This window comes from Streptomyces sp. NPDC058469, from assembly GCF_042721125.1.
Classification (GTDB): domain Bacteria; phylum Actinomycetota; class Actinomycetes; order Streptomycetales; family Streptomycetaceae; genus Streptomyces.
In genome coordinates, this window is the sequence record NZ_JBHXME010000020.1 from 44001 (window position 1) to 66691 (window position 22691).

19 protein-coding genes are annotated in these 22691 nt (G+C 70.6%); 14 read left to right on the plus strand and 5 right to left on the minus strand.

The window, feature by feature from the left end:
* Positions 1-10: 10 nt before the first annotated feature.
* Both ACFWP5_RS12875 and ACFWP5_RS12880 read right to left on the minus strand, forming a co-directional pair.
* Positions 11-1375, minus strand: coding sequence for an FAD-dependent oxidoreductase (locus tag ACFWP5_RS12875; RefSeq protein ID WP_384154391.1), 1365 nt, complete (start codon positions 1373-1375; stop codon positions 11-13).
* Positions 1376-1586: 211 nt separating this feature from the next.
* The gene (locus tag ACFWP5_RS12880) at positions 1587-2345 is read right to left on the minus strand and encodes an SDR family oxidoreductase (RefSeq protein WP_384154393.1); all 759 of its coding nucleotides are present in this window, start codon (positions 2343-2345) and stop codon (positions 1587-1589) included.
* A gap of 220 nt (positions 2346-2565) precedes the next feature.
* On the opposite strand from ACFWP5_RS12880, the gene glnT reads away from it, so the two are divergent.
* The 10 genes from glnT to ACFWP5_RS12930 all read left to right on the plus strand — a co-directional run bounded on the left by glnT (position 2566) and on the right by ACFWP5_RS12930 (position 15435).
* Complete coding sequence (gene glnT / locus ACFWP5_RS12885) at positions 2566-3942, plus strand: type III glutamate--ammonia ligase (protein ID WP_384154395.1); 1377 nt, start codon at positions 2566-2568, stop codon at positions 3940-3942.
* A gap of 53 nt (positions 3943-3995) precedes the next feature.
* A complete protein-coding gene (locus ACFWP5_RS12890; RefSeq protein WP_384154397.1) occupies positions 3996-4871 on the plus strand; it encodes a glutamine amidotransferase in 876 nt (291 codons plus the stop codon).
* Positions 4859-5551: a glutamate synthase gene (locus tag ACFWP5_RS12895; RefSeq protein ID WP_384154399.1), complete on the plus strand. Its 693-nt coding sequence runs from the start codon at positions 4859-4861 to the stop codon at positions 5549-5551. Before ACFWP5_RS12890 ends, ACFWP5_RS12895 begins: the two co-directional genes overlap by 13 nt.
* A 16-nt stretch (positions 5552-5567) precedes the next feature.
* A complete protein-coding gene (locus ACFWP5_RS12900) occupies positions 5568-6896 on the plus strand; it encodes an FMN-binding glutamate synthase family protein (RefSeq protein WP_384154401.1) in 1329 nt (442 codons plus the stop codon).
* On the plus strand, positions 6893-7993 hold the full coding sequence (locus ACFWP5_RS12905) for an FAD-dependent oxidoreductase (protein WP_384154403.1): 1101 nt from the start codon (positions 6893-6895) through the stop codon (positions 7991-7993). Before ACFWP5_RS12900 ends, ACFWP5_RS12905 begins: the two co-directional genes overlap by 4 nt.
* Before the next feature lie 53 nt (positions 7994-8046).
* A complete protein-coding gene (locus tag ACFWP5_RS12910) occupies positions 8047-8697 on the plus strand; it encodes a helix-turn-helix domain-containing protein (protein ID WP_384154405.1) in 651 nt (216 codons plus the stop codon).
* A gap of 112 nt (positions 8698-8809) precedes the next feature.
* Entirely contained in the window at positions 8810-10015 is a 1206-nt protein-coding gene (locus tag ACFWP5_RS12915; protein WP_384154407.1) for an MFS transporter, read from the plus strand.
* A 101-nt stretch (positions 10016-10116) separates the two neighbouring features.
* Positions 10117-12837, plus strand: coding sequence for a glucosidase (locus ACFWP5_RS12920; RefSeq protein WP_384154409.1), 2721 nt, complete (start codon positions 10117-10119; stop codon positions 12835-12837).
* Positions 12834-14312 carry an alpha-amylase gene (locus ACFWP5_RS12925; RefSeq protein WP_384154411.1) on the plus strand — a complete coding sequence of 493 codons (1479 nt, stop codon included), beginning with the start codon at positions 12834-12836 and terminating at the stop codon, positions 14310-14312. The genes ACFWP5_RS12920 and ACFWP5_RS12925 overlap by 4 nt, the downstream gene beginning before the upstream one ends.
* A gap of 196 nt (positions 14313-14508) precedes the next feature.
* A complete protein-coding gene (locus tag ACFWP5_RS12930) occupies positions 14509-15435 on the plus strand; it encodes a hypothetical protein (protein ID WP_384154413.1) in 927 nt (308 codons plus the stop codon).
* Between the two features lie 59 nt (positions 15436-15494).
* Here ACFWP5_RS12930 and ACFWP5_RS12935 read toward each other — a convergent pair whose 3' ends face one another.
* Positions 15495-15950 carry a MarR family winged helix-turn-helix transcriptional regulator gene (locus ACFWP5_RS12935; protein WP_384154415.1) on the minus strand — a complete coding sequence of 152 codons (456 nt, stop codon included), beginning with the start codon at positions 15948-15950 and terminating at the stop codon, positions 15495-15497.
* A gap of 177 nt (positions 15951-16127) precedes the next feature.
* Here ACFWP5_RS12935 and ACFWP5_RS12940 point away from each other — a divergent pair, with 177 nt between their 5' ends.
* Positions 16128-17585 carry an MFS transporter gene (locus tag ACFWP5_RS12940; RefSeq protein ID WP_384154417.1) on the plus strand — a complete coding sequence of 486 codons (1458 nt, stop codon included), beginning with the start codon at positions 16128-16130 and terminating at the stop codon, positions 17583-17585.
* Positions 17586-17839: 254 nt separating this feature from the next.
* Here ACFWP5_RS12940 and ACFWP5_RS12945 read toward each other — a convergent pair whose 3' ends face one another.
* Positions 17840-18508, minus strand: coding sequence for a TetR/AcrR family transcriptional regulator (locus tag ACFWP5_RS12945; protein WP_384154473.1), 669 nt, complete (start codon positions 18506-18508; stop codon positions 17840-17842).
* 99 nt (positions 18509-18607) lie between these two features.
* Here ACFWP5_RS12945 and ACFWP5_RS12950 point away from each other — a divergent pair, with 99 nt between their 5' ends.
* A complete protein-coding gene (locus ACFWP5_RS12950; protein ID WP_384154419.1) occupies positions 18608-19453 on the plus strand; it encodes a patatin-like phospholipase family protein in 846 nt (281 codons plus the stop codon).
* Between the two features lie 225 nt (positions 19454-19678).
* Positions 19679-20902: a cytochrome P450 gene (locus ACFWP5_RS12955; RefSeq protein WP_384154421.1), complete on the plus strand. Its 1224-nt coding sequence runs from the start codon at positions 19679-19681 to the stop codon at positions 20900-20902.
* Positions 20903-21107: 205 nt separating this feature from the next.
* Here ACFWP5_RS12955 and ACFWP5_RS12960 read toward each other — a convergent pair whose 3' ends face one another.
* Positions 21108-21980, minus strand: a complete 873-nt coding sequence (locus ACFWP5_RS12960) for a helix-turn-helix domain-containing protein (RefSeq protein ID WP_384154423.1) — start codon at positions 21978-21980, stop codon at positions 21108-21110.
* A gap of 87 nt (positions 21981-22067) precedes the next feature.
* Between ACFWP5_RS12960 and ACFWP5_RS12965 the strand changes: the two genes are divergently transcribed.
* Positions 22068-22664, plus strand: coding sequence for a non-oxidative hydroxyarylic acid decarboxylases subunit B (locus ACFWP5_RS12965; protein WP_384154425.1), 597 nt, complete (start codon positions 22068-22070; stop codon positions 22662-22664).
* Positions 22665-22691: the final 27 nt, after the last annotated feature.

Here is a 22691-nt window from a genome sequence, read left to right on the forward strand (position 1 = left end):
GGAGCGAGGCTTACGCGCCGCTCGCCCTGAGCATGTCCTCACGCTCGACGAGCTTCACGCGCTCGCGGCCCTGCGGCTCGCCCAACGCCTTTTCGGCGGCGTCCAGTCGGTACCAGCCGTCCCAGGTGGTGAAGCGGACGTCGCGCTCGGCGAAGAACGCCTCCACGGCCTCGGGGTCGGGCGAGACAGGCGTGTGCAAACGGCCGTTGGCGTGGTCGTCGAGCAGGTTGGCGACCGTCTCGTTGGCGTCGCCCTTGGTGTGGCCGATCAGGCCGACGGGGCCGCGCCGGATCCAGCCGGTGACGTACGTCGACTGGAGGTGCTCGCCGGTCTCCTGGATGACCCGGCCGCCCTCGTCGGGGACGGTGCCCGAGTCGATGTCCCAGGGGAGCTTGGGGAGTTTGTCGGAGAGGTAGCCGACCGCGCGGTAAATCGCGGTGACGTCCCAGTTCTTGAACTCGCCGGTGCCCTTGACGTTGCCGGTGCCGTCCAGCGCGGTGCGCTCGGTACGCAGGCCGACGACCTTGCCGTCCTCGCCGAGGATCTCGGAGGGGGACTCGAAGAAGTGCAGGAACAGTTTGTGCGGGCGGTCGCCGACATCGCGGATCGCCCAGTTCTCCAGGGTCTTGGCGACCATGTCGGCCTGCTTGTTGCCGCGCCGGGTGGTGATCGAGCCCTCGTCGTAGTCGATGTCCTCGGGGTCGACGATGACCTCGATGTTCGGGGAGTGGTCCAGCTCCCGCAGCTCCATCGGGGAGAACTTCGCCTGCGCCGGGCCGCGGCGGCCGAAGACGTGGACCTCCAGCGCCTTGTTGGCCTTGAGGCCCTCGTGGACGTTCGGCGGGATCTCGGTCGGCAGCAGTTCGTCGCCGGTCTTGGCGAGGACGCGGGCCACGTCGAGGGCCACGTTGCCGACACCGAGGACGGCGACCTTCTCGGCCTCCAGCGGCCAGGTGCGCGGGACGTCCGGGTGGCCGTCGTACCAGGAGACGAAGTCGGCGGCGCCGTAGGAGCCGTCGAGGTCGATGCCCGGTATGGACATGTCGCGGTCGGCCGTGGCGCCGGTGGAGAAGACCACCGCGTCGTAGAAGCTGCGCAGGTCGTCCAGGCTGATGTCGGTCGGGTAGTCGACGTTGCCGAAGAGGCGGATCTGCGGCTTGTCCAGGACCTGGTGCAGGGCTTTGATGATGCCCTTGATGCGCGGGTGGTCGGGGGCGACGCCGTACCGGATCAGGCCGAAGGGCGCGGGCATCCGCTCGAAGAGGTCGATGGACACGCCGGGTTCGGCGGCCACCTCGGACTTGAGCAGGGCGTCGGCGGCGTAGATCCCGGCGGGGCCGGCTCCGACGATGGCTACCCGCAGGGGGCGCGGCATGATCAGGTTCCCTTCGAGCGAAAACAGGCGACTCGACGGGAAGCCTAAACTAAGGCATGCCTAAGTCGGTATGCGGGTCCGGTCTATGACCTCATAAGGCCGGCTTATGGGGTGGCGGATCCCGATGCGTGGGTCGACCGGACGGTGGCGCGCGGGGCGACCGGGGTGCGGCGCATGGGCGCGGGCCGGAGTGTGGTGCGTGGGCGGGCCCTCAGCCCGCCGGACGAATGTGTACCACGTCCTGGACGACCTCGGGCGGGGTGCTGAGCAACTGGAACATGACCCGGGCGACGGTCGCGGAGGGGAGTGGCTTCATGGCTCCCACCCTGGTCAGATAGCCGTCCGCCTCCCATACCGGCGCGGCGCGCTGCCGGTCCTCGCCGGGGAAGTTCTCGATGAAGGCGCTGTCCGATATCGAGCCCAGGATCACCAGGGCGACCCGGATTCCGTCGCCGCGCAGCTCCTTGTGCATCGCGGCGGTGAAGCCGTTCAGGCCGTGCTTGCCGGCCGCGTACATCGCCACCAGCGGCATGTGGTCCAGCGTGATCTCGGAGGAGATGTTGAGAATGTCACCGCCTCCCGCCGCCCGCAGCAGCGGCACCGCCGAGCGGATCGTGTGGATCGGGCCCAGGAGGTTGGTGCCGATGCAGCTGTGGATGTCCTCGTCGGCGGTGTCCTCGATGGCGCGGATGCGGGCGGCGCCGGCACTGTTCACCAGGATGTCCACCCGCCCGAACCGCTCCTCGATCTGAGCGAACGCCGCACGGAAGCTGTCGCCGCTGCTGACGTCGGTCGGGATCGTCAGCACCGAACCCGGCATCTCCCGCGCCGCCCCTTCCAGCCGGTCGGCGCGGCGGGCGAGCAGGATCACCTCCGCCCCGTTCTCGGCGAGCACTGCACCGACGGCCCGCCCCACGCCGGTCGAACCTCCGCTGATCACGGCGACCTTGCCCTGCATCGTGCCTGCCATGACGGCCTCCCCGGCGAGACGTGACGAACGGATGAGAGGCTACCTATCGAAATATGAGAACGCCATATCCGCACAGGAGATTGCCGATCTTTCGGCGCCGGGGCGCCCGGAACCGGCAACAGGGTGCTTCCCTACGGGAAATGGGGCCGTAATCGCGACGGAGTTTCCTGATGGGAAATAGGGATTCACATCAGGAAACCCTGGATGCTGGGAGCCTCCCATGGCGATGGACACCGCAGCCGCACCGCCCACGACCACCGGCCCGGCATCAGCGGCCGACCCCGCACCCGACCTCGCCGCCCAAGTCCGCGCCGACGGCATCGAGTTCGTCCTGGCCGTCTTCGTCGACCTCGCGGGCAAACCCTGCGCCAAACTCGTCCCCGTCGAGGCGGTCGAGGAACTCCAGTCCGAGGGCGTCGGATTCGCGGGCTACGCCGCCGGCGCGCTCGGTCAGCAGCCCAGCGACCCGGACGTCATGGCGCTCCCGGACGCCGCCTCCTACACCCCGTTGCCCTTCGTACGCCCCGGACTCGCCCTCGTGCACTGCGACCCGCACGTCGAGGGCAAGCCCTGGCCGTACGCACCCCGCATCATCCTGCGCGCCGTACTGGCCCGCGCCGCCGAACTCGGACTGTCCCTCGCGGTCGGCGCGGAGATCGAGTACTTCCTCGTCCACCGCGACGAACACGGCACGCTCTCCGTCGCCGACAGCCGCGACACAGCCGCCCAACCCTGTTACGACGCCCGGGGGTTGACCCGGATGTACGACCACCTCACCGCCGTATCCAAGGCGATGAACTCCCTCGGCTGGGGCAACTACGCCAACGACCACGAGGACGGCAACGGGCAGTTCGAGCAGAACTTCGCCTACGCCGACGCCCTCACCACCGCCGACCGGGTCATCACCATGCGGTACTTGGTGTCGGTACTGGCCGAACAGCGGGGCATGACAGCCACGTTCATGCCGAAGCCGTTCACCGACCGCACCGGCTCCGGGATGCACATGCACCTGTCGCTGTGGCGGGGGAGCGAACCCGCCTTCCCCGACGCCTCCGACACCCGGGGCCTCGGCCTGTCCCCGCTCGCCTACTCCTTCGTCGGCGGCATCCTCGACCACGCCCGCGCCCTCCAGGCCGTCATCGCGCCCACCGTCAACTCGTACAAGCGCACCGGCGCGGTCTCGACCCGCTCGGGCGCCACCTGGTCACCCCGCAAGGCGGGTTACGGCGGCAACGACCGCACCCACTTCATCCGCGTCCCCGACGGCAACCGCGTCGAGCTGCGCGGCGGCGACGGTTCCGCCAACCCCTACCTCGCGGCAGCCGCGGCCCTGGCAGCCGGACTCGACGGCATCGAGCGAGCCCTCGACCCCGGCGAACCGGGAGACGCGGCGGTTACGGCGTCCCGCCCCGAGTTGCCGCCGACCCTGCTGCACGCCGTGGAGGCACTGGCCGCCGACCCGGTGATCGGCGGAGCCCTCGACGCGGCGGGCCCCGGCGTCAGCGGGTACTTCGGCGAGGTCAAGCGCCAGGAGTTTTTCGACTGGCACGGCACGGTCGGCGCCTGGGAGTTGGACCGCTACCTCACCGCCTTCTGACCCGCCCGTTCCTCCCCATCCCATCCCGTTCCTCCTCGTCGGAAGAGAGCCGCATGTGCGGAATCGTCGGGCTCCATCTCCGTGAGCCCTCCCTCGAACACCGGCTCGGCGAACTGCTCACCGCCATGCTGGGCCAGGTCGTCGAACGCGGCCCGGACTCGGCGGGCGTCGCGGTCTACGGCGACCCGCGTCTGTCGCCGCCAGGGCGCGCTGTCGTCTCCCTGCTCGGAGTGACCCCGCAGGGGGCGTCAACCGCCCTGCCGGACGCGGTGGTTGTCGCCGCCGACGCCACGACAGTGGTCCACGCGGAGTCGCCGGTCGCCGAGTTGCTGGCCACCATCGCGACCGCGCTGCCACAGGCCACCGTCATCGGCTCGGGGGAGGGCTTCGCCGTACTCAAGGGCACCGGAAATCCGATCCAGTTGGCCGAGTCGTTCGGGCTCGCCGGAGTGACCGGCTACCAGGGCGTCGGCCACACCCGGATGGCCACCGAGTCGGCCGTCACCCCCGAAGGCGCGCACCCCTTCTCCGTCGGCCCCGGTCAATGCCTGGTCCACAACGGGTCGTTCGCCAACCACGCCACCATCCGCCGTGAACTCCGCGCTCAGGGCGTGGAGTTCGACAGCGAGAACGACTCCGAGGTCGGTGCCCGCTTCGTCGCCCACCACCTCGCCCGCGGCACCGACCTGGAGAAGGCGCTGCGGCTGCTGTGCGAGCGCTTCGACGGTTTCTACACGTTGCTGGTCTCCACCGCCGACTCCTTCGCGGTGGTCCGCGACGCCATCGCCTGCAAGCCCGCGCTGGTCGCCGAGACCGACGCCTGGGTGGCGATGGCCTCCGAGTACCGCGCCCTGGACGTCCTGCCGGGCATCGAGCACGCCCGTATCTTCGAACCCGAGCCGGAAGAGGTGTACGTATGGCAGCGCTGACCGGGGCGGAGGTCGCCGACCTCGCGGCCTCCACCGTCCGCGATCTCAACCAGGCGCTCCACGCTCCCCAACCGGTCGCGTCCTGGCGGGTGTTGAACCCTCGGGGCGCCCACAGCGTCGCCTGCGGTCTCAAGGACGAGGTGAGCGTCGACATCGAGGGCCACGTCGGCTACTACTGCGCCGGCATGAACCAGTACGCCACGGTCACCGTGCACGGCAACGCCGGAGTCGGCGTCGCCGAGAACATGATGTCCGGCACCGTCCGGGTGCGCGGCGACGCCTCCCAGTCCGCCGGGGCCACCGCGCACGGCGGGCTCCTGGTGATCGAGGGCAACGCGGCGGCCCGGTGCGGGATTTCGATGAAGGGCGTGGACATCGTCGTCGGAGGGAACGTCGGCCACATGAGCGCGTTCATGGGACAGGCGGGACGGCTGGTGGTCTGCGGCGACGCGGGTGACGCCCTCGGCGACTCCCTCTACGAGGCCCGGATCTACGTCAAGGGCACGGTCAAGTCCCTCGGCGCGGACTGCGTGGAGAGGGAGATGCGGCACGAACACCTCACGGAACTGGCCGAGTTGCTGAAGACGGCGGAGTTCGACGAGGACCCCGCCGACTTCCGCCGCTACGGCTCGGCCCGGCAGCTGTACCACTTCAAGGTCGACAACTCGACGGCGTACTGAGGGAGTTGCATCTTCCATGGACTTCGCATCACACGGCCTGCGCGAGTCGGCCACCTTCGACCGTGCCACCATCCACGCCATCCAACGGGCCGCCGCGACCGGCGTCTACGACATCCGCGGCTGGGGCGCCAAACGGCCCCTCCCGCACTTCGACGACCTGCTCTTCCTCGGCGCCAGTATGTCCCGCTACCCGCTTGAGGGCTACCGCGAGCGCTGCGACACCGACGTGGTCCTCGGCACCCGCAACGCAAAGTACCCGCTGCACCTGGACATCCCGGTGACCATCGCCGGCATGAGTTTCGGCGCCCTGTCCGCGAACGCCAAGGAGGCGCTCGGGCGCGGGGCGAGCGCGGCCGGCACCTCCACCACCACCGGCGACGGCGGCATGACCCCGGAGGAACGCGGCCAGTCCAAGCACCTCGTCCACCAGTACCTGCCGTCCCGCTACGGCATGAACCCCGACGACCTCCGCAAGGCCGACGCCATCGAAGTGGTCCTCGGACAGGGCGCCAAGCCCGGCGGCGGCGGAATGCTGCTCGGCCAGAAGGTCACCGACCGCGTGGCCGGGATGCGCACCCTGCCGGTCGGCGTGGACCAGCGCAGCGCCTGCCGTCACCCCGACTGGACCGGCCCCGACGACCTCACCATCAAGATCGGCGAACTCCGCGAGATCACCGACTGGGAGAAGCCGATCTACGTCAAGGTCGGAGAGACACGCACCTATTACGACGTGAAACTCGCGGTCCACGCGGGCGCCGACGTCGTGGTCGTCGACGGCATGCAGGGCGGCACCGCCGCCACCCAGGAGGTGTTCATCGAGCACGTCGGCATCCCGACCCTCGCCGCGATTCCCCAGGCGGTGCGGGCACTTCGGGAACTCGGCGTCCACCGAGAGGTGCAGCTCATCGTCTCCGGCGGCATCCGCACCGGCGCCGATGTCGCCAAGGCGATCGCGCTCGGCGCGGACGCGGTCGCCATCGGCACCGCCGCCCTGATCGCCCTCGGCGACAACCACCCGCGCCACGACGCCGAGTACCGTCAACTCGGCTCCGCAGCAGGCTACTTCGACGACTTCCAGGACGGCCGCGACCCGGCCGGCATCTCCACTCAGGACGAGGAACTCGCCGCCCGCCTCGACCCGGTCGAAGGCGGACGCAGGCTCGCCAACTACCTCCGCGTCCTCACCATGGAGGCCCAGACCCTCGCCCGCGCCTGCGGCAAGGCCCACCTCCACCACCTGGAACCCGAAGACCTGGTCGCCCTCACCATTGAGTCCGCCGCCATGGCCCGCGTCCCCCTCGCCGGCACCGACTGGATCCCCGGCAGCTCCGGAGCCGCCCTGTGATCGCCGTCGTAGGAGCAGGCCTGATGGGCGCGGCCACGGCCTGGCAACTCGCCCGGCAGGGCCACGAGGTCACGATCGTCGAGGCGTACGACGTCGGGCACAAGTCCGGCAGCTCCCACGGGAGTTCACGCATCTACCGGCGCGCCTACGCCGACCCCCTCTACGTTCGCCTGACCGGTGAGGCCCGCGAACTCTGGCAGGAGCTGGAGCGCGACACGGGTACCCAACTGCTGCGCCTCACGGGGGGTTTGGACTTCGGCGCGGGCCGAGACCCGGAGGGCATCGCGGAGAACCTGGCGGCAGCCGCCGTACCGCACGAACTGCTGACCGCGGCCGAAGCGACGGACCGCTGGCCGCAGTTCCGCTTCGACGGCCCCGTGCTCCACCACCCGGACGCGGGCACGGTCGACGCCGACGCGACGGTGGACGCCGCCGTACGACGGGCCGCCGAACTGGGCGCCAAGGTCCTCACCGGCACCCGCGTCACCGGCGCGGACATCCGCAACGACGGTCGTGTCGCGCTGAGTTCGGACGGCCCCACAGTCATCGCGGACACAGTCGTGGTCGCGTCCGGCGCCTGGCTGCCCCAACTCGCCGCCCCACTGGGCATTTTGGGGCCCCTGCCGCGCCTCCAAGTGACCCAGCAGCAGGTCTTCCACTTCCGCCGACGCACCCCGGAAACGGAGACGACCGCCTGGCCGGTCTTCGTCTACAAGGACCGACTGAACCTCTACGGCCTCCCCTCCGGCAGCGACGGCGGTCCGCTCCCGGCGCTCAAGGTCGCCCAGCACGACGAGGGCACCCCCACAACGGCGGACACCCGCACCGGCATCGTCGACCCCGCCTCCCGCGACAAGGTCACCGCGTGGGTGGAACGCACCCTCCCGGGCCTCGACCCCACGCCCGTCGCCGAGGCCAGCTGCCTCTACACCACCACCCCCGACGAGGACTTCGTGCTCGACCGCACCGGCCCCTTCGTCGTCGTCTCCCCGTGCTCGGGCCACGGCGCCAAGTTCACTCCACTCATCGGCGCGATGGCCGCCGACCTCGCCCTGGGCCGCGCCGAGCCCCATCCACGCTTCGCCCTGAACCGTTGACCACCGACCCGCAACTCCCGGCAAACCAAGGCCTATCGGGCAGAATGGCAGCCATGGGCACGGACCACCACGACCAGACAGCCGCTCTGCCCGACCGGGAGATCACCCGGGAACAGGCCGACGAGCCCGTGAACCTGGAGACCGCGATCGCCCGGCAGGTGCGTCGCTACCGGATCGCGGCCGGACTGTCGGTTGCGGAGATGGCGGCCCGGGTCGGCATCTCGAAAGCGATGCTCTCCAAGATCGAGAACGCGCACACGTCGTGCAGCCTCACCACTCTCGGCCGCCTCGCCACCGGCCTGAACGTCCCGGTCACCGCCCTCTTCCGCGGCGTCGACACCGAACGCGAGGCCGTCTACGTCCCCTCCGGCCACGGCGCCCAGATCATCCGCCGCGGCAGCCGCGTAGGCCACCTCTACGAACTCCTCGGCGCCCTGCGCGGCCCCCACAAACGCATGGAAGCCGTCCTGGTCACCCTCACCGAGTCCAGCGAGGTCTTCCCCCTCTTCCAGCACCCCGGCACCGAACTGCTCTACATGCTCGAAGGCGTCATGCTCTACGGCCACGGAGAGGCGGCCTACACGATGCGCCCCGGCGACGCCCTCCAACTCGACGGCGAGGGCGCGCACGGCCCCCAGGAACTGATCGAACTCCCCGTCCGATTCCTGTCAGTTACGGCTTTCGGCGACCACGGAAGGGACTGAAACCGTCTGGTGACGGGCCGGTCCCCTCGCTAGGCTGCGCGGCAGAATCGGGATCGTCAACGCGCCGGTGGCTGGGTAGCGCGTCTCTCCGACGTGCTCATTGGAGACGCCGATGGCGTACCGATCCCTGCTGCGTGTTCCCGGCGCGGCATTCTTCCCGCTGGGCTTTCTGGCCCGCCTTCCCTACGCCACCTCGTCGCTCGCGACGCTCGTCCTCGTCCAGGCCGCCTCCGGCAGTTACGCCTTCGCCGGGCTCGCCGCGGCGGCCCAGGGCATCGCCAACGCGCTCGGCGCCCCGATCGCCGGAACACTGGCCGACCGGCACGGCCACCGCCTCGCCGGGACGGTCACCGCGCTCGCCAACGCCGCCGCCCTGACCGGCCTCGTCGTGGCGAGCCACACCGGCCGCGCGAGCATGCTGACCGCTGCGGCCCTGTCCGGCCTCACCCAACCACCGGTCGGCCCCCTGGTACGGGTCCACTGGTCGCGCCTGCTCCACGCCCGCGCCCGGCCCGACCTCATCCCGACCGCCTTCTCGTACGAGGCGACCGCCGACGAGATCAGCTTCGTCGCCGGACCCGCGCTCGTCGGACTGCTCACCGCCCTCGGCCCGACAGCGCCGACGGTGGCCGCCATCGCCCTCCTCGTCCTGGCCACGCTGCCCTTCGCCCTGTCCCTGAACCAGGGGAGCACCGAACACCGTAGGAGCGCACGCGCCGCGCGAACTCCCCTGCCCCGACTGCCACTTGCCGCCATGTTCGTCGCCATGGCCGCGATGGGCACGATATTCGGCGCCGTACAGACCGGCGTCACCGCCTATTCCAACGAGAGCGGGCACCCCGGCAGCGCCGGACTCCTCTACGCCGTCTTCGGCATCGGCAGCGCCCTGGCGGGCGCCGCCTGCGCCTGGCTCCCCACGCGCTTCAGCCTCCGCCGGCGCTACGTGACCTTCGCGGCAACGCTGCTGCTGGGCGCACTCACCCTGGTCGCCGGGGAGCGGGGACACGTGCTTCCCGCCGCCATGGCCGTCGCGGGCGTGACCGTCGCTCCGTATCTGATCAGCCTCTACGCCCTCACCGAACGCCTCGCACCCGCCGACCGGGCGACCGTCGCCCTGACGGTCCTGTGCGCCGGTGGCCCGCTCGGCACCGCGACCGGGCAGGCGCTGGCCGGGTTCCTGGTCGACAGACATGGCAGCGCCGGAGCGTTCCTGGTGGCGCCGGTCGCGGCGGCAGCGGCGTTGCTGCTGGCAGTCGCGGTGGTCCTCGCGCACTCCGCCCGAACCGGAGATGAACCATCCGCCCGAACCCGGAGATGAACGAGAAGGGACCATCCGCATGGTCGGCCCTGTATCCGTTGCCGTCGCGCGCAAGACCCCGGAGTCTGGAGGAATGTGCCGGGCCACGAGGAGGACACACCATGGGGACGAGCGGTGACACACCGGATGCCGAGCGGCGACGGCTGGCCGAGGCCGATGATTCCGGGGTGCCCTGGCGCCGTTGGGGTCCCTATCTGAGCGAGCGCCAGTGGGGGACCGTACGGGAGGACTACAGCCAGGGCGGTGACGCCTGGTCGTACTTCACCCACGACCAGGCACGTTCGCGCGCCTACCGCTGGGGCGAGGACGGCATCGCGGGCGTCAGCGACGACAAACAGCGACTGTGCTTCGCGCTCGCGCTGTGGAACGGCCGCGACCCGATCCTCAAGGAGCGGATGTTCGGCCTCACCAACTCCGAGGGAAACCACGGCGAGGACGTCAAGGAGTACTACTTCTACCTCGACAGCACGCCCACGCACTCGTACATGAAGTACCTCTACAAATACCCGCAGTCGGAGTTCCCGTACGAGGACCTCAAGGCGACGAACCAGGCCCGGGGCCGCGGCGACTTCGAGTACGAACTCCTCGACACCGGCATCTTCGACGAGGACCGCTACTTCGACGTGTTCGTCGAGTACGCCAAGGCGGGCCCCGACGACCTGCTGATCGAGATCACCGCGCACAACCGCGGACCCGACGAGGCACCCCTGCACCTGCTGCCGACCCTGTGGTTCCGGCACACCTGGTCCTGGGCCGGCGGCACCGCCGTACCGTCCATCCACCAGGAACCCGGCGGGCCGCTCCGCGCCGACCACGAGGAGCTGGGCCAGTGCCGGCTGTACTGCGACGCGGACGCGGAGACCCTGTTCACCGAGAACGACACCAACAACGAGAAGATCTTCGGCAGTTCGAACTCCTCCCCGTACGTCAAGGACGGCATCGACCGGTATGTCGTCGGCGGCGAGACCGGAGCCGTCAACCCCGACCGGACCGGCACGAAGGCCGCCGTCCACCACGTGCTGACCATCCCGGGCGGCCAGAGCGCCACCGTCCGCCTGCGCCTCAGCGCCACCGAACTGCCCGACTGGACCGGCGACTTCGACACCGTCATGACCCAACGGCGTGCGGAAGCGGACGAGTTCTACGACGGCATCACCTCCGCCGACTCGTCGGTCGATGAACGGCGGCTGGTGCGGCAGGCGTTGGCCGGGATGATGTGGAGCAAGCAGTACTACTACCTCGACGTCGAGCGGTGGCTGTCCGAGCACGGCGTCGACCCGCTCGCCTCCGACCCCCGGGTGCGGAACAGCAACTGGTACCACATGGTCAACGACGAGATCATGTCGATGCCGGACACCTGGGAGTACCCGTGGTTCGCGGCCTGGGACCTCGCCTTCCACACCGTCGCCCTGTCGATGGTCGATCTCACCTTCGCCAAGGGCCAGTTGGACCTGCTGCTGCGCCGCCTCTACCTCCATCCCAACGGCCAGATCCCGGCGTACGAATGGAACTTCGGCGACGTCAACCCGCCCGTGCACGCCTGGGCCACCCTGTTCCTCTACGAGCTGGAGAAGCACCGCACCGGCAAGGCCGACCGCGCCTTCCTGGAGAACGCCTTCCAGAAGCTGATGAAGAACTTCAGCTGGTGGCTCAACCGCAAGGACACCGACGGCAACAACGTCTTCCAGGGCGGCTTCCTCGGCCTCGACAACATCGGCGTCTTCGACCGCAGCGCCCCGCTCCCCACCGGCGGCCACCTCGACCAGGCGGACGGCACGGCCTGGATGGCGCTGTACTGCCAGAACCTCCTTGAGATCGCCATAGAGCTGGCCGTCGACAACCCCGTCTACATCGAGCAGGCGCAGTCCCTGTTCGAGCACTTCGCGTGGATCGCCGTCGCCATGAACCGCATCGGCGCCGACAACGCGAGCCTGTGGGACGAGGAGGACGGCTTCTTCTACGACGTGCTGCGGCTGCCCGACGGCACGGCGACCCGGCTCAAGGTCCGCTCCCTCGTCGGACTGATCCCCCTTGCGGCCACCAGCCTGGTCGGCGGCTGGGCGGACCACCGCTTCCCCGAACTGGTCGCCGGTGCAAGGGAGTTCCTCGAACGCCATCCGGCCGTGGAGGCCACCATCTCCTCGCACGAGGCGCTGGGCCCGAACGCCGACGGCCGGTATCTGTTCGCCCTGTTCGGTGAGGACCGGCTGCGGCGCATCCTGTCCCGGATGCTCGACGAGGGCGAGTTCCTCGGCCCGCACGGCATCCGCTCCCTCTCCCGCCACCACGCCGAGCACCCCTACACCTTCGAAGTGCACGGAGAGACGTACGGCGTCGGCTATCTGCCGGCCGAGTCCGACTCCGGGATGTTCGGCGGCAACTCCAACTGGCGTGGCCCGGTGTGGTTCCCGGTCAATCTGCTGCTGATCCGCGCGCTGCTCAACCTGCACGCCTTCCACGGCGCCGAGTTCACCGTCGAGTGCCCGACCGGATCAGGCCGACAGCTCACCCTCTACGAGGTCGCCCGCGAGATCTCCGACCGGCTCACCGCCACCTTCCTCAGCGACGCCGACGGACACCGGCCGGTACACGGCGCCCAGGCCAAGTTCGCCAAGGACCCGCACTGGAAGGACCTGATCCTCTTCTACGAGTACTTCCACGGCGACAACGGCGCCGGCCTCGGCGCCTCCCACCAGACCGGCTGGACCGGACTGTCCGCGGTCACCGCCACCCTCTTCCGCACCCTGGGCGATGAGGAATGGTCGGCCCGGGGCCGCGAGAGCCTGCGCCCGACCGGCGACCGAGAGGAGCCCCTGTCATGACCGCCTGGCCCGAGCACCCGGTGATCTACGAGATCAACACCCTGATCTGGCTGGGGGAGTTGAGCAGCCGCTACGGCCGCCCCGTCACCCTCGGCGAGGTGCCCGCGCCCGCCTGGGACGAGGTCGCACTCCCGGGCGTCGACGCGGTCTGGCTGATGGGTGTGTGGGAACGCAGCCCGGCCGGACTGGAGATCGCGCTGCGCGACGCCTCGCTCCAGGCGTCGTTCCGGGCCGCGCTGCCCGACCTCCGCCCGGAGGACGTGGCCGGATCGCCGTACTGCGTCCGGAACTACGTCGTGGACGCATCCCTCGGCGGCCCGGAGGGCCTGGCGGCGGCCCGCGCCCAACTGGCCGCCCGTGACGTGAAGTTGATCCTCGACTACGTCCCCAACCACGTGGCCCCCGACCACCCCTGGCTGACCGAACGCCCCGGCTGCCTGGTCCAGGGCACCCAGGACGACCTGGCCCGCGATCCCGCCGCCTTCCTGGAAGTCGGCGGCAAGGTGTTCGCCCGTGGCCGCGACCCCTACTTCGCTCCCTGGCCGGACGTCGTCCAACTCAACGCCTTCAGCGACGAGTTGCGCACGGCGGCCGTCGACACCCTGGCCTCGATCGGCGACCAGGCGGACGGCGTGCGCTGCGACATGGCCATGCTGCTGATGACCGACGTCTTCGCGAAGACCTGGGGCGAACGGGCGGGCGCGGCACCGGCCGAGGACTTCTGGCCGTACGCCATTCCGAAGGTCCGCGAGCGCCACCCCGATCTCCTCTTCGTCGCCGAGGCCTACTGGGACCTCGAATGGGCCCTGCAGCAGCAGGGGTTCGACCACTGCTACGACAAGCGGCTCTACGACCGGCTGCTGCACGAGGGCGCGGAATCGGTGCGCGGCCATCTGCAGGCCGACGTCCGCTACCAGCGCGGCCTGGTCCGCTTCCTGGAGAACCACGACGAACCCCGCGCCGCCGCCACCCTGTCGCCCGAGCGGGAACGGGCGGCGGCGGTCACCATCGCGACCCTCCCCGGCGCGACGCTCTGGCACGAGGGCCAGTTCGAGGGGCGACGGGTACGCCCGCCGGTCTTCCTCTCCCGGCGGCCGGAGGAGCCCGTCGACAAGGAACTCCTCGCGTTCCACCACCAGTTGCTTGCCGCGGTCGCCTCCTCCGGTATGCGCACGGGAGGGGAGTGGCAATTGCTCGACTGCTCGGGCTGGCCGGACAACCCGACCCACGAGAACCTGATCGCATGGTCCTGGACCACCGATTCCAGCCGCCACCTCGTCGTCGTGAACCTCTCCGAACAGCCCGCCCAGGGCCGGGTCCGCCTCCCGTGGACCGACCTGCGCGGTGGCTCCCGCCAACTCACCGAACTGCTCAGCGACATGACCTACGACCGGGACGGCGACGAGCTGGTCGATCCCGGCCTTTACGTCGAGTTGGAGGGGCTTCGCCGGCATCTGGTCGCGGTGATGCCCTGATCTTGACCTGCGGCCAACTGGTGAAGGATTGACGGGAGTTGTGAAAGGTGACAAGAATTCAGCTTGCTTCGCTGTGTCTACGCTGAGCGAAGCGCTGCGAGCGGTCCGGTAGCGCACGCCATCGATCGTTTCTTCAGTGTGCCCGCCGTTCGCGCTCTGCCACCTCCCACACCTTTCACCATCGCCGAGGCTCACTTTGTCACGTTCGCACCACCTCAGATCCCTGTCCGCCCTCGCAGCCACCGCGTTCCTCGCCGCCGCCGCACCCGTGCTCGCGGCCGGCCCGGCGAGCGCCACCGACGCCGACGCGTGCCAGTCCGCCACCGTGCAGTACCGCATCGTCGGCGCCGATGGAAACGTTGTCGGCGCGGACTGGACCTCGCAGGGCGGGTTCCTCCAATGGGACACCGTCCCCGGCACCGTCGAGGTCCGGCTGGCTCCCGACCAGAGCGTCGGGGACAGCTGCAAGTACCCCGTCTCCCTCGCCGAGTACACCGCCGAGGGCTCCAACTGGTACACCTCCGGCCACCAGGCCATGGTCGACAAGGCCACGGTCTACCTCACCGCCAAGGACGTCGCCGGCGCGAGCGACGCCCAGCACACTTGGCAGCAGTTGAAGGTCAAGTCGCCCGACTGCTACGGCCAGATCGACCTGTACGGCGACGACGTCACCTACGACGGCGGTACGGGCGAGGGCCACGGCCCCCTGCCGTACGAGCCGGACAACATCATGACTCCGTACCACCTCATCGCGGCCTGGAACGGCGGCGACAAGGAGTGCACCCCGAGCACGCCGGACTCGCCCACCCCGACGCCGACGCAGCCGGCCTCGGCTCCGCCCGCGACGCCGTCGGCCCCGGCCGACAGCACGCCTCCCGCCGAGGAGTCGACCCCGCCGGCCAGCCCCAAGCCGTCGACGACGCCTCCCACGTCCGCGCACGTCCCGCCGCTGCAGTCGACGCCCTCGGCCACTCCGAAGGCGACGCCGAACGGTGGCAACCAGCCGCTGGCGGAGACCGGTTCCAACGCGCCGATCGGTCTCATAGCCGGCGGTGCGGCCCTGGTGATCGCCCTGGGCGCCGGTGGGGTCTACGCGGCCGGCCGCGCTCGCCGCTCCTCCTGATACAGCCACGCCCGGCGTGAACTGACGGCCCTGCCCCGTGCGTTGGCACGGGGCAGGGCTCACGGCCTTGGCCAGGGACGCCCGCCGAGCCGTTCGATGTCGGTGTTGAAGCGTCGTAGAAAAGCCGCGAAGGCGTCGATGTCCTCGTCCGACCAGCCGTCCATGATCTGGTCCAGGGACTGGACGAGACCCTCGCGCTCCTCGTCGAGCATCCGCGCGCCCTGGTCCGTGATGCGGAACTTGCGGGCCATGCCGCCCTGCGGATCGGGGATGCGCTCCACCAGCCCGGAACGCATGGCGGCCGCCGTCTGCCGGTTGAGGGTGGACGTGTCGAGACCGAAGGCGTCGCTCAACTCGCCGATGGACATGGGCCCTTGGATGCGGATCCGGCTCAGCAGGATGTAGGCGCTGCGCTCCAGCACACCGTCCTTGCGGCGCCCGCCCTTCTGCGCGAGCAGTCCGTGCCGGCTGAGAAGCATCTGCTCGTACTCGACCTCGCGCGTGCGCCTGTCCATCGGTCCGCTGCCTCCTGCTTCCTGCCGATGCCGCCGCCGTGTTCTGCGCTTCGGGACGGCCCGGACCATCCTCGCACGACGGTATGCATCATCCAGATGACATGGCCGATACATACGATGTGTACGATGCACATTCCTTCACGTCCCGACTAAACAGACATGCCGAGGAGTCCCGTCATGGACGCCCCCCAGCCTTCAGCCCGCGCAGGCGGCGTGATCGCCACGCTGGCCTTCGCCGGCACCACCGCGGCGATCATGCAGACGCTGGTCACGCCACTCATCGCCGACCTGCCGGAGATGCTGCACACCTCGTCCTCGAACGCCGCGTGGGTGATCACGGCCACGCTGCTGGTGGCCGCGGTCTGTGTGCCGGTCGTCGGCCGCCTCGGTGACCTGCTGGGCAAGCGCCGCATGCTGCTCGCCTGCTCCGTCCCGCTGATCGTGGGCTCGGTGGTCTGCGCGCTCTCCTCCTCCATCGTCCCGATGATCGTCGGACGCGGTCTGCAGGGCATGGGCATGGGCATGGTCCCCCTCGGCATCGCCCTCCTGCGGGACGTGGTCCCGCAGGAGCGACTCAGCCCCTCCATCGCCCTCGTCAGCGCCTCGATGGGCATCGGCGGCGGCCTCGGTCTGCCGATCGCCGCGGCCATCGCCCAGTACGCCAACTGGCGTGCCCTGTTCTGGGGTTCGGCCGCTCTCGCCGCGGTCGTCGCCGCGCTGATCTGGTTCCTGATCCCGGACGTACCGGCCGCCGCCAAGGGTCAGCGCTTCGACGCCCCCGGTGCCCTCGGCCTCGCCGTCGGCCTCGTCTGCCTGCTCCTCGGCATCTCCAAGGGCGCCGACTGGGGCTGGGGTTCGACCACCGTGCTGGGCCTGTTCGCCGTAGCGATCGTGGCCTTCCTGGCCTGGGGCGTATGGGAGCTGCGCACCGGCGACCCGCTGATCGACCTGCGCACCACGGCCCGCCCCAGGGTCCTGATCACCAACATCGCCTCGGTCTTCGTCGGCGTCGGCATGTACTCCAGCATGCTGGTCGTCCCGCAGCTGCTCCAGTTCCCCGAGGCCACCGGCTACGGCCTGGGCCAGTCGATGCTCGCCTCCGGTCTGTGGATGGCGCCCGGCGGCATCATGATGATGATCGTCTCCCCGCTCGGCGGAAAACTCACCAACGCCCGCGGCCCGAAGTTCACCCTGATCAGCGGCGTCCTGGTCATCACCGCCGGCTACGCCCTGTCGATGGGCCTGATGAGCTCCGCCTGGGGCCTCATGGTCGTCTGCATCGTCATCAACAGCGGCGTCGGCCTCGCCTACGGCGCGATGCCAGCCCTCATCATGAGCTCGGTCCCCCTCTCCGAAACGGCCGCGGCGAACGGCTTCAACACCTTGATGCGCTCCCTCGGCACCTCGATCGGCGCCGCGGTGATCGGCGTGGTCCTCGCCCAGATGACCAACACGGCGGGCGGCTACACCTTCACCTCCGAGGACGGCTTCCGCACGGGCCTCATCATCGGCGGCGGCGTAGCCCTGCTGGCGGCCCTGGTCGCGGCGGCGATCCCGGCCGTGCGGCAGGCCGCGCCGAGCGAGGAGAAGCCCGAGCCGGTCGGCGCGCTGGAGGAGGCGGGGGTCGAGTCCTGACCTGGGGGAGCTGAACGTACGGGGGGTGCTGCCCGGCGTCGGAGGATCGAGGGATCGGTCTTCTGCGCCGGGCAGCGCGCTGTCCGGCCGCCAACTCCTCAGTGGGCTACGGCTCGTGCGGTGAGTTGGTCGGAGAGGGATGCGGCACCGGAGTGCTGACCGGGGTGCCGGTCCTGGACGGAGGTTGGGGACCAACTCCGCGCGGTACACGGCCGTAGACCGGTCCGCGCAGGTGAACTCGCGCCGCAATCAGCTCAGTTGCGCGGTCCGAGGCCCTGCAGCGCATCGTTGAGTTGGGTCGCGGTGAGAGCGGGAGGGGGGAGCGCGGTTGTAGCGGGCGTGGCGCGCAGGCCGTCGAGGAGGAGGGCCAGGGGGCGGCGCCAGGCGTCGGGGCCGGCCGCCGCGGTGAGGGCGGGGACGGTTCGGCCCAGGGCGGCGAGGGCGAACAGGACGTCCTCCGGGGTGACGTCCGAGCGGATCGTGCCCTGGTCGCGGCCCCGGCTCAGCAGAAGTTCCACGGTGCGACGGTTGTGGTCGTGCACGGCCTGGAGCGAGTCGACGCCGGCGAGGTGGGTGGTCATGAGGTCGTTGGTGCCGCGGTCGGCGGCCAGGCCGGCGAAGACGGTGTGCAGATAGCCGGTCAGGCCCGCCCAGGCGTCGTCAGCGGTACGCGCCTGCTCGCCCACGGTCATCGTGTCGGTGAGCAGGTCGCGGAAGACGGCGTCCACGAGGGCGGCGCGGGTGGGGAAGTGCCGGTACAGCGTGGCGTTGCCGATGCCGGCGCGGCGGGCGATCACGTCGATCGGCGCGTGCAGCCCCTGCTCAGTGAAGACGTCGTGGGCGGCCTCGATCAACAGCTCCCGATTGCGCCGCGCATCGCGGCGTCGAGCAGGTGCCGACGCGTCGTCCGGGCCCGTCATCATCATCCTCCGAGCTTGTGGGGAGTGCTCCCCGGTAGTGATGCTATCGTCGATCCGGCAAATGGGGAGTGCTCCCCACTTGGGCGATGAGGGGGTGGCGTCATGCGTGGCACGGCACTGGTCCTGGGTGGTGGTGGACCCGTCGGCGGGGCGTGGATGACGGGGGTGCTCGCCGGACTCTCGGAGGCCGGTGTCGACCTCGACCGTGCCGACGTGATCATCGGCACCTCCGCGGGCGCGATCTTCGGCGCCCGGCTCGCGGCCGGAGAGGCACCGCAGGAGTCGTACGAACGTCAAGTGACCCGCGCCGACAAGGTGGAGCTGCGGGTCACCGCGGCCCAGACGATCCGCTTCCTGTGGGCGGCACTGGGATCCCGCGATCCGCAGCGCTCCGTACAACGGCTCGGCCGTGCCGCCCTCGGCGCCCGCACCGGGCCCGAGTCCGAACTCCTCGACGCGGTAGGCACCTTGCTGCGCGGTGCACGGGACTGGCCCGACCGCGCCCTGCGGATCGCGGCCGTCGACGCCGCGACCGGGGCCCTGGAGACGTTCGACGCCGACTCGAAACTCTCCCTCCTCGAAGCGCTCGCCGCGAGCTGCGCAGTCCCCCTCGTCTCGCCGCCCGTCACGGCCGCCGGCCGACGCTGGATCGACGGCGGCAGCCGCACGACCACCAACCTGCACCTGGCCGACGGCTACGACCACATCCTGGCCGTCGCGCCGATCCCGAGGGCGGTCGGCCCGCACCCCAGCGCCGCGCAGCAGACGGCCCAACTCGCCGCGCGGGGAGCCGAGATCACCCTCGTGACCCCGGACCGCGCGGCCCGCCGCGCGATGGGCCGAGACATGACCGCCGACGCCCGCCGCCCGGCAGCCGCCCGGGCTGGCCACGCTCAGGCGACGGCCCTCGCGCACAGGGTGCATGCCGTATGGCACGGCGGCGTGTGACCGGTCGGCCCAGGGTGCCCCGTGACTGTCGCAAGGAGTGCCGTGCTGGATCCCGACCGCATGGCTCGACACGCGTCGGATCGCGACTTGACCGCCGACGCCCGGCAGCCGCCCGAGCTGGTCACGGCCAGGCGACGGCCCTCGCGCACAGGGTGGATGCCGTACACCGCGGCGGCGTGTGACCCGCCCGGCCCTGACCACTCCGTGACCATCGAAAGGAGTGCCATGCCGGCACCCACCCTCCAGGACCTCGCCCCCGACGGGCACGACCTGGCCGCCGATCCCCACCCCGTCTACGTGGCCCTCCGCGCGCGCGGTCCCGTGCACCGGGTCCTGGTGCCGGGCAGCGGCGAGAGCTGGCTGGTCGTCACCCGGGACGCGGCCCGCGCCGCACTGACCGACCCTCGCTTGCGCAACGACATCCGCCACTCCTCGACCTGGCAGGACGACGGCGGCCACGCCCTCGGCCGCAACATGCTGCAGACCGATCCACCGGACCACACGCGACTACGGCGGCTGGTCGCGGGCCACTTCACGCCCGCGCGGATCGCCGCCCTCCGCCCGCGCATCATGGAGATCGCCGTCGATCTGCTCGCCGAGCTTCCAGAACGGGGGACCGTGGACCTGGTGAGCCGATACGCCCTGCCGCTCCCGGTCACGGTGATCTGCGACCTGTTCGGGGTGCCCGAAGCGGACCGTACGGTGTTCCACGCCTGGTCGAGCGAGCTCGTCATGCCCGCTTCGCCCGAGTCGGGCGCCTCGGCCGCTGCCGCCCTGGGCGGCTACCTGGCCGAGTTGATCCACCAAAAGCGCGGCACACGCGAGGCCGACCTGCTCGGTGACCTGGTCGCCACGGCCCGCGAACCCGCCCCCGAGCCGCCCCTCACCTCCGAGGAACTCCTCGGGATGGCTTTCCTGCTCCTCGTCGCCGGCCACGAGACGACCGTCAATCTGATCTCCGCGACCGTCCATGCCCTGCTCACCCACCCCGACCAACTCGAACTGCTGCGCTCCGAACCGGACTTGGCCGGTGCCGCCGTGGAGGAGTCGCTTCGGCACTACTCGCCCGTCCACGCCACCGCGTTCCGCTTCGCGGCCGAGCCCCTGGACCTCGCCGGTACCCGCATCCCGGCCGGAGACGCGGTGCAGATCTCCCTGGCCGCGGCCTCCCGCGATCCCCTCCACTTCCCCGAACCCGACCACTTCGACCTGCGCCGTCGCGGCCCCGGACACCTCGCCTTCGGCCACGGCCTCCACCACTGCCTGGGGGCACCCCTGGCCCGCACCGAGGCCGCCATCGCCGTACGCCTCCTCCTGCACCACTGCCCCGACCTCGCCCTCGCCACCGACCCGGCGACACTGACGTGGCGAACGAGCACGCTGCTGCGGGGCTTGAGCGAACTGCCGGTGCGTCTCGGCCCGTCAGGGGATCCGGGCGCTGCCGACTAGCCCAAGCCCAGGATGTCGGCGGGCAGTCGGGGATCCAGACAGTGAGGCTCGGGACGCCACCTCCAACCGGCGGCCGCGGGTGGACAAGACCGGTGGCCGAGCTGCCAGTTGACGCCGCCAGGTTCGGCAGGGCGCGCAGCCGGGCGGTTTCGTCGTCGTGCCCGGCTGGAACTCCTGCACGCACGCCTCCGGACGCTCGGGTGACTCATGTCTGCCCGCGCGCCACCGCCCGGAACTCCAGCGGCGTACGTCCGTCCCGCTTGCGGAAGAACTTCGCGAAGTCGGTCGGTTCGCCGAAGCCGAGGGTGCGGGAGATGTCCGCCGCCGTCGCGTCGGTGTGGACGAGGCGGCGCTTGGCCTCCAGGAGGATGCGGGCGTCGAGGTACTGCTTGGCGGTCGTGCCGGTGGCCGTGAGGGTCGCGCGGGTGAGGGTGCGGGGGCTGTAGCCGAGGGCGGCGGCGTAGTCGGCGACGCGGTGGCTGGTGCGGAAGTCGCGTTCCAGGGCGGCGCTGTAGCGGCGGAACGTGTCGTCGGCGGGGGCGGACGACACCGGGTCCGGGCGCACGTGCGAGAGGCGCAGCAGCAGGACGGAGAGGAGCATCCGGAGGGTCTGGAGATGGGCGTCGAGGGGGAGTGACGTCAAGTCGGCGTATTCGTCGGACAGGTGACGCAACGTCAGGAGTGCTGCCCGGGCGTGGGGTTCCGTCGGGAGCAGCGGTGACTGGTCGTACGGGGGTTCCGCCAGAACGAACCCGGGCTGCCAGATGACGATCGTGCCCCGGGTCGTCGTCAGGTCGTCGGGGACGTACTGGTGCACCTGCCCGGGCCTCACCCACAGCCAGCCGCCCGCTTCCACCGCGCAGTCCGTGAAGTCCACCCGGTGGCGCAGCGTGCCGGTGGTGACGTGGATCAGGTGGTGGAAGTCCGGCCGCTGCGGTGCCGACAAGTCGATGCCGCGACGCTTGCCGCGAGCTAGCAGCTCGGTGAAGTCCAGGACGTCCATACCGATGGGTGCGCTCAGCGACGGACGGTACGACACGTCGGTGATCTCGGGGCGAGGCTGACCGTTTTTTCCCATGGTGAGTCCCGAGCCTACCCTTGGCGGGCAACGAACCGCTCCTACGGTCGAAAGCGCAGAGACCGGACTGGGCAAGGAGCTGGCGACGTGCGACTGATCGTGGGGATGACCGGAGCGACCGGGGCCGTCCTCGGTGTCCGGCTGCTGGAGCAGCTCGCCGAGCTGCCCGGGGTGGAGACCCATCTCGTCCTCAGCCGCTGGGCCCGGACCACCGTCGAGCTGGAGACCGGACGCACCGCCCGCGAGGTCGCCGAGCTGGCCGACGTCGTCCACAACCCCGAGGACCAGGGGGCCACCATCGCCTCCGGGTCGTTCCGCACCGACGGCATGGTGATCGTGCCCTGCTCCATGAAGACCCTGGCCGGCATCCGCACCGGCTACGCCGACGGGCTGATCGGACGGGCCGCCGACGTGATCCTCAAGGAGCGCCGCCCGCTGGTCCTCGTACCGCGCGAGACACCCCTGAGCGAGATCCACCTGGAGAACATGCTCGACCTCGCGCGCAAGGGCGTACGGATCGTGCCGCCGATGCCCGCGTTCTACAACCACCCCGCGTCGGTCGACGACATCGTCACCCACATCACCTCCCGCGTCCTCGACCAGCTCGACCTGCCCGCCCCCGCCGCCAAGCGCTGGGAAGGCATGCGGACCGCCCGCGACGCCCGCATCCACCCCGCCGCCTGAGACGCCACCACCTGAAACGTCACCACC

Coding starts and splice junctions, on each gene's coding strand:
- ACFWP5_RS12875 (WP_384154391.1), bottom strand. CDS start 1,375: ATGCCGCGCCCCCTGCGGGTAGCCATCGTCGGAGCCGGCCCCGCCGGG.
- ACFWP5_RS12880 (WP_384154393.1), bottom strand. CDS start 2,345: ATGGCAGGCACGATGCAGGGCAAGGTCGCCGTGATCAGCGGAGGTTCG.
- glnT (WP_384154395.1), top strand. CDS start 2,566: ATGGCGATGGACACCGCAGCCGCACCGCCCACGACCACCGGCCCGGCA.
- ACFWP5_RS12890 (WP_384154397.1), top strand. CDS start 3,996: ATGTGCGGAATCGTCGGGCTCCATCTCCGTGAGCCCTCCCTCGAACAC.
- ACFWP5_RS12895 (WP_384154399.1), top strand. CDS start 4,859: ATGGCAGCGCTGACCGGGGCGGAGGTCGCCGACCTCGCGGCCTCCACC.
- ACFWP5_RS12900 (WP_384154401.1), top strand. CDS start 5,568: ATGGACTTCGCATCACACGGCCTGCGCGAGTCGGCCACCTTCGACCGT.
- ACFWP5_RS12910 (WP_384154405.1), top strand. CDS start 8,047: ATGGGCACGGACCACCACGACCAGACAGCCGCTCTGCCCGACCGGGAG.
- ACFWP5_RS12915 (WP_384154407.1), top strand. CDS start 8,810: ATGGCGTACCGATCCCTGCTGCGTGTTCCCGGCGCGGCATTCTTCCCG.
- ACFWP5_RS12920 (WP_384154409.1), top strand. CDS start 10,117: ATGGGGACGAGCGGTGACACACCGGATGCCGAGCGGCGACGGCTGGCC.
- ACFWP5_RS12925 (WP_384154411.1), top strand. CDS start 12,834: ATGACCGCCTGGCCCGAGCACCCGGTGATCTACGAGATCAACACCCTG.
- ACFWP5_RS12935 (WP_384154415.1), bottom strand. CDS start 15,950: ATGGACAGGCGCACGCGCGAGGTCGAGTACGAGCAGATGCTTCTCAGC.
- ACFWP5_RS12940 (WP_384154417.1), top strand. CDS start 16,128: ATGGACGCCCCCCAGCCTTCAGCCCGCGCAGGCGGCGTGATCGCCACG.
- ACFWP5_RS12945 (WP_384154473.1), bottom strand. CDS start 18,508: ATGATGACGGGCCCGGACGACGCGTCGGCACCTGCTCGACGCCGCGAT.
- ACFWP5_RS12950 (WP_384154419.1), top strand. CDS start 18,608: ATGCGTGGCACGGCACTGGTCCTGGGTGGTGGTGGACCCGTCGGCGGG.
- ACFWP5_RS12955 (WP_384154421.1), top strand. CDS start 19,679: ATGCCGGCACCCACCCTCCAGGACCTCGCCCCCGACGGGCACGACCTG.
- ACFWP5_RS12960 (WP_384154423.1), bottom strand. CDS start 21,980: ATGGGAAAAAACGGTCAGCCTCGCCCCGAGATCACCGACGTGTCGTAC.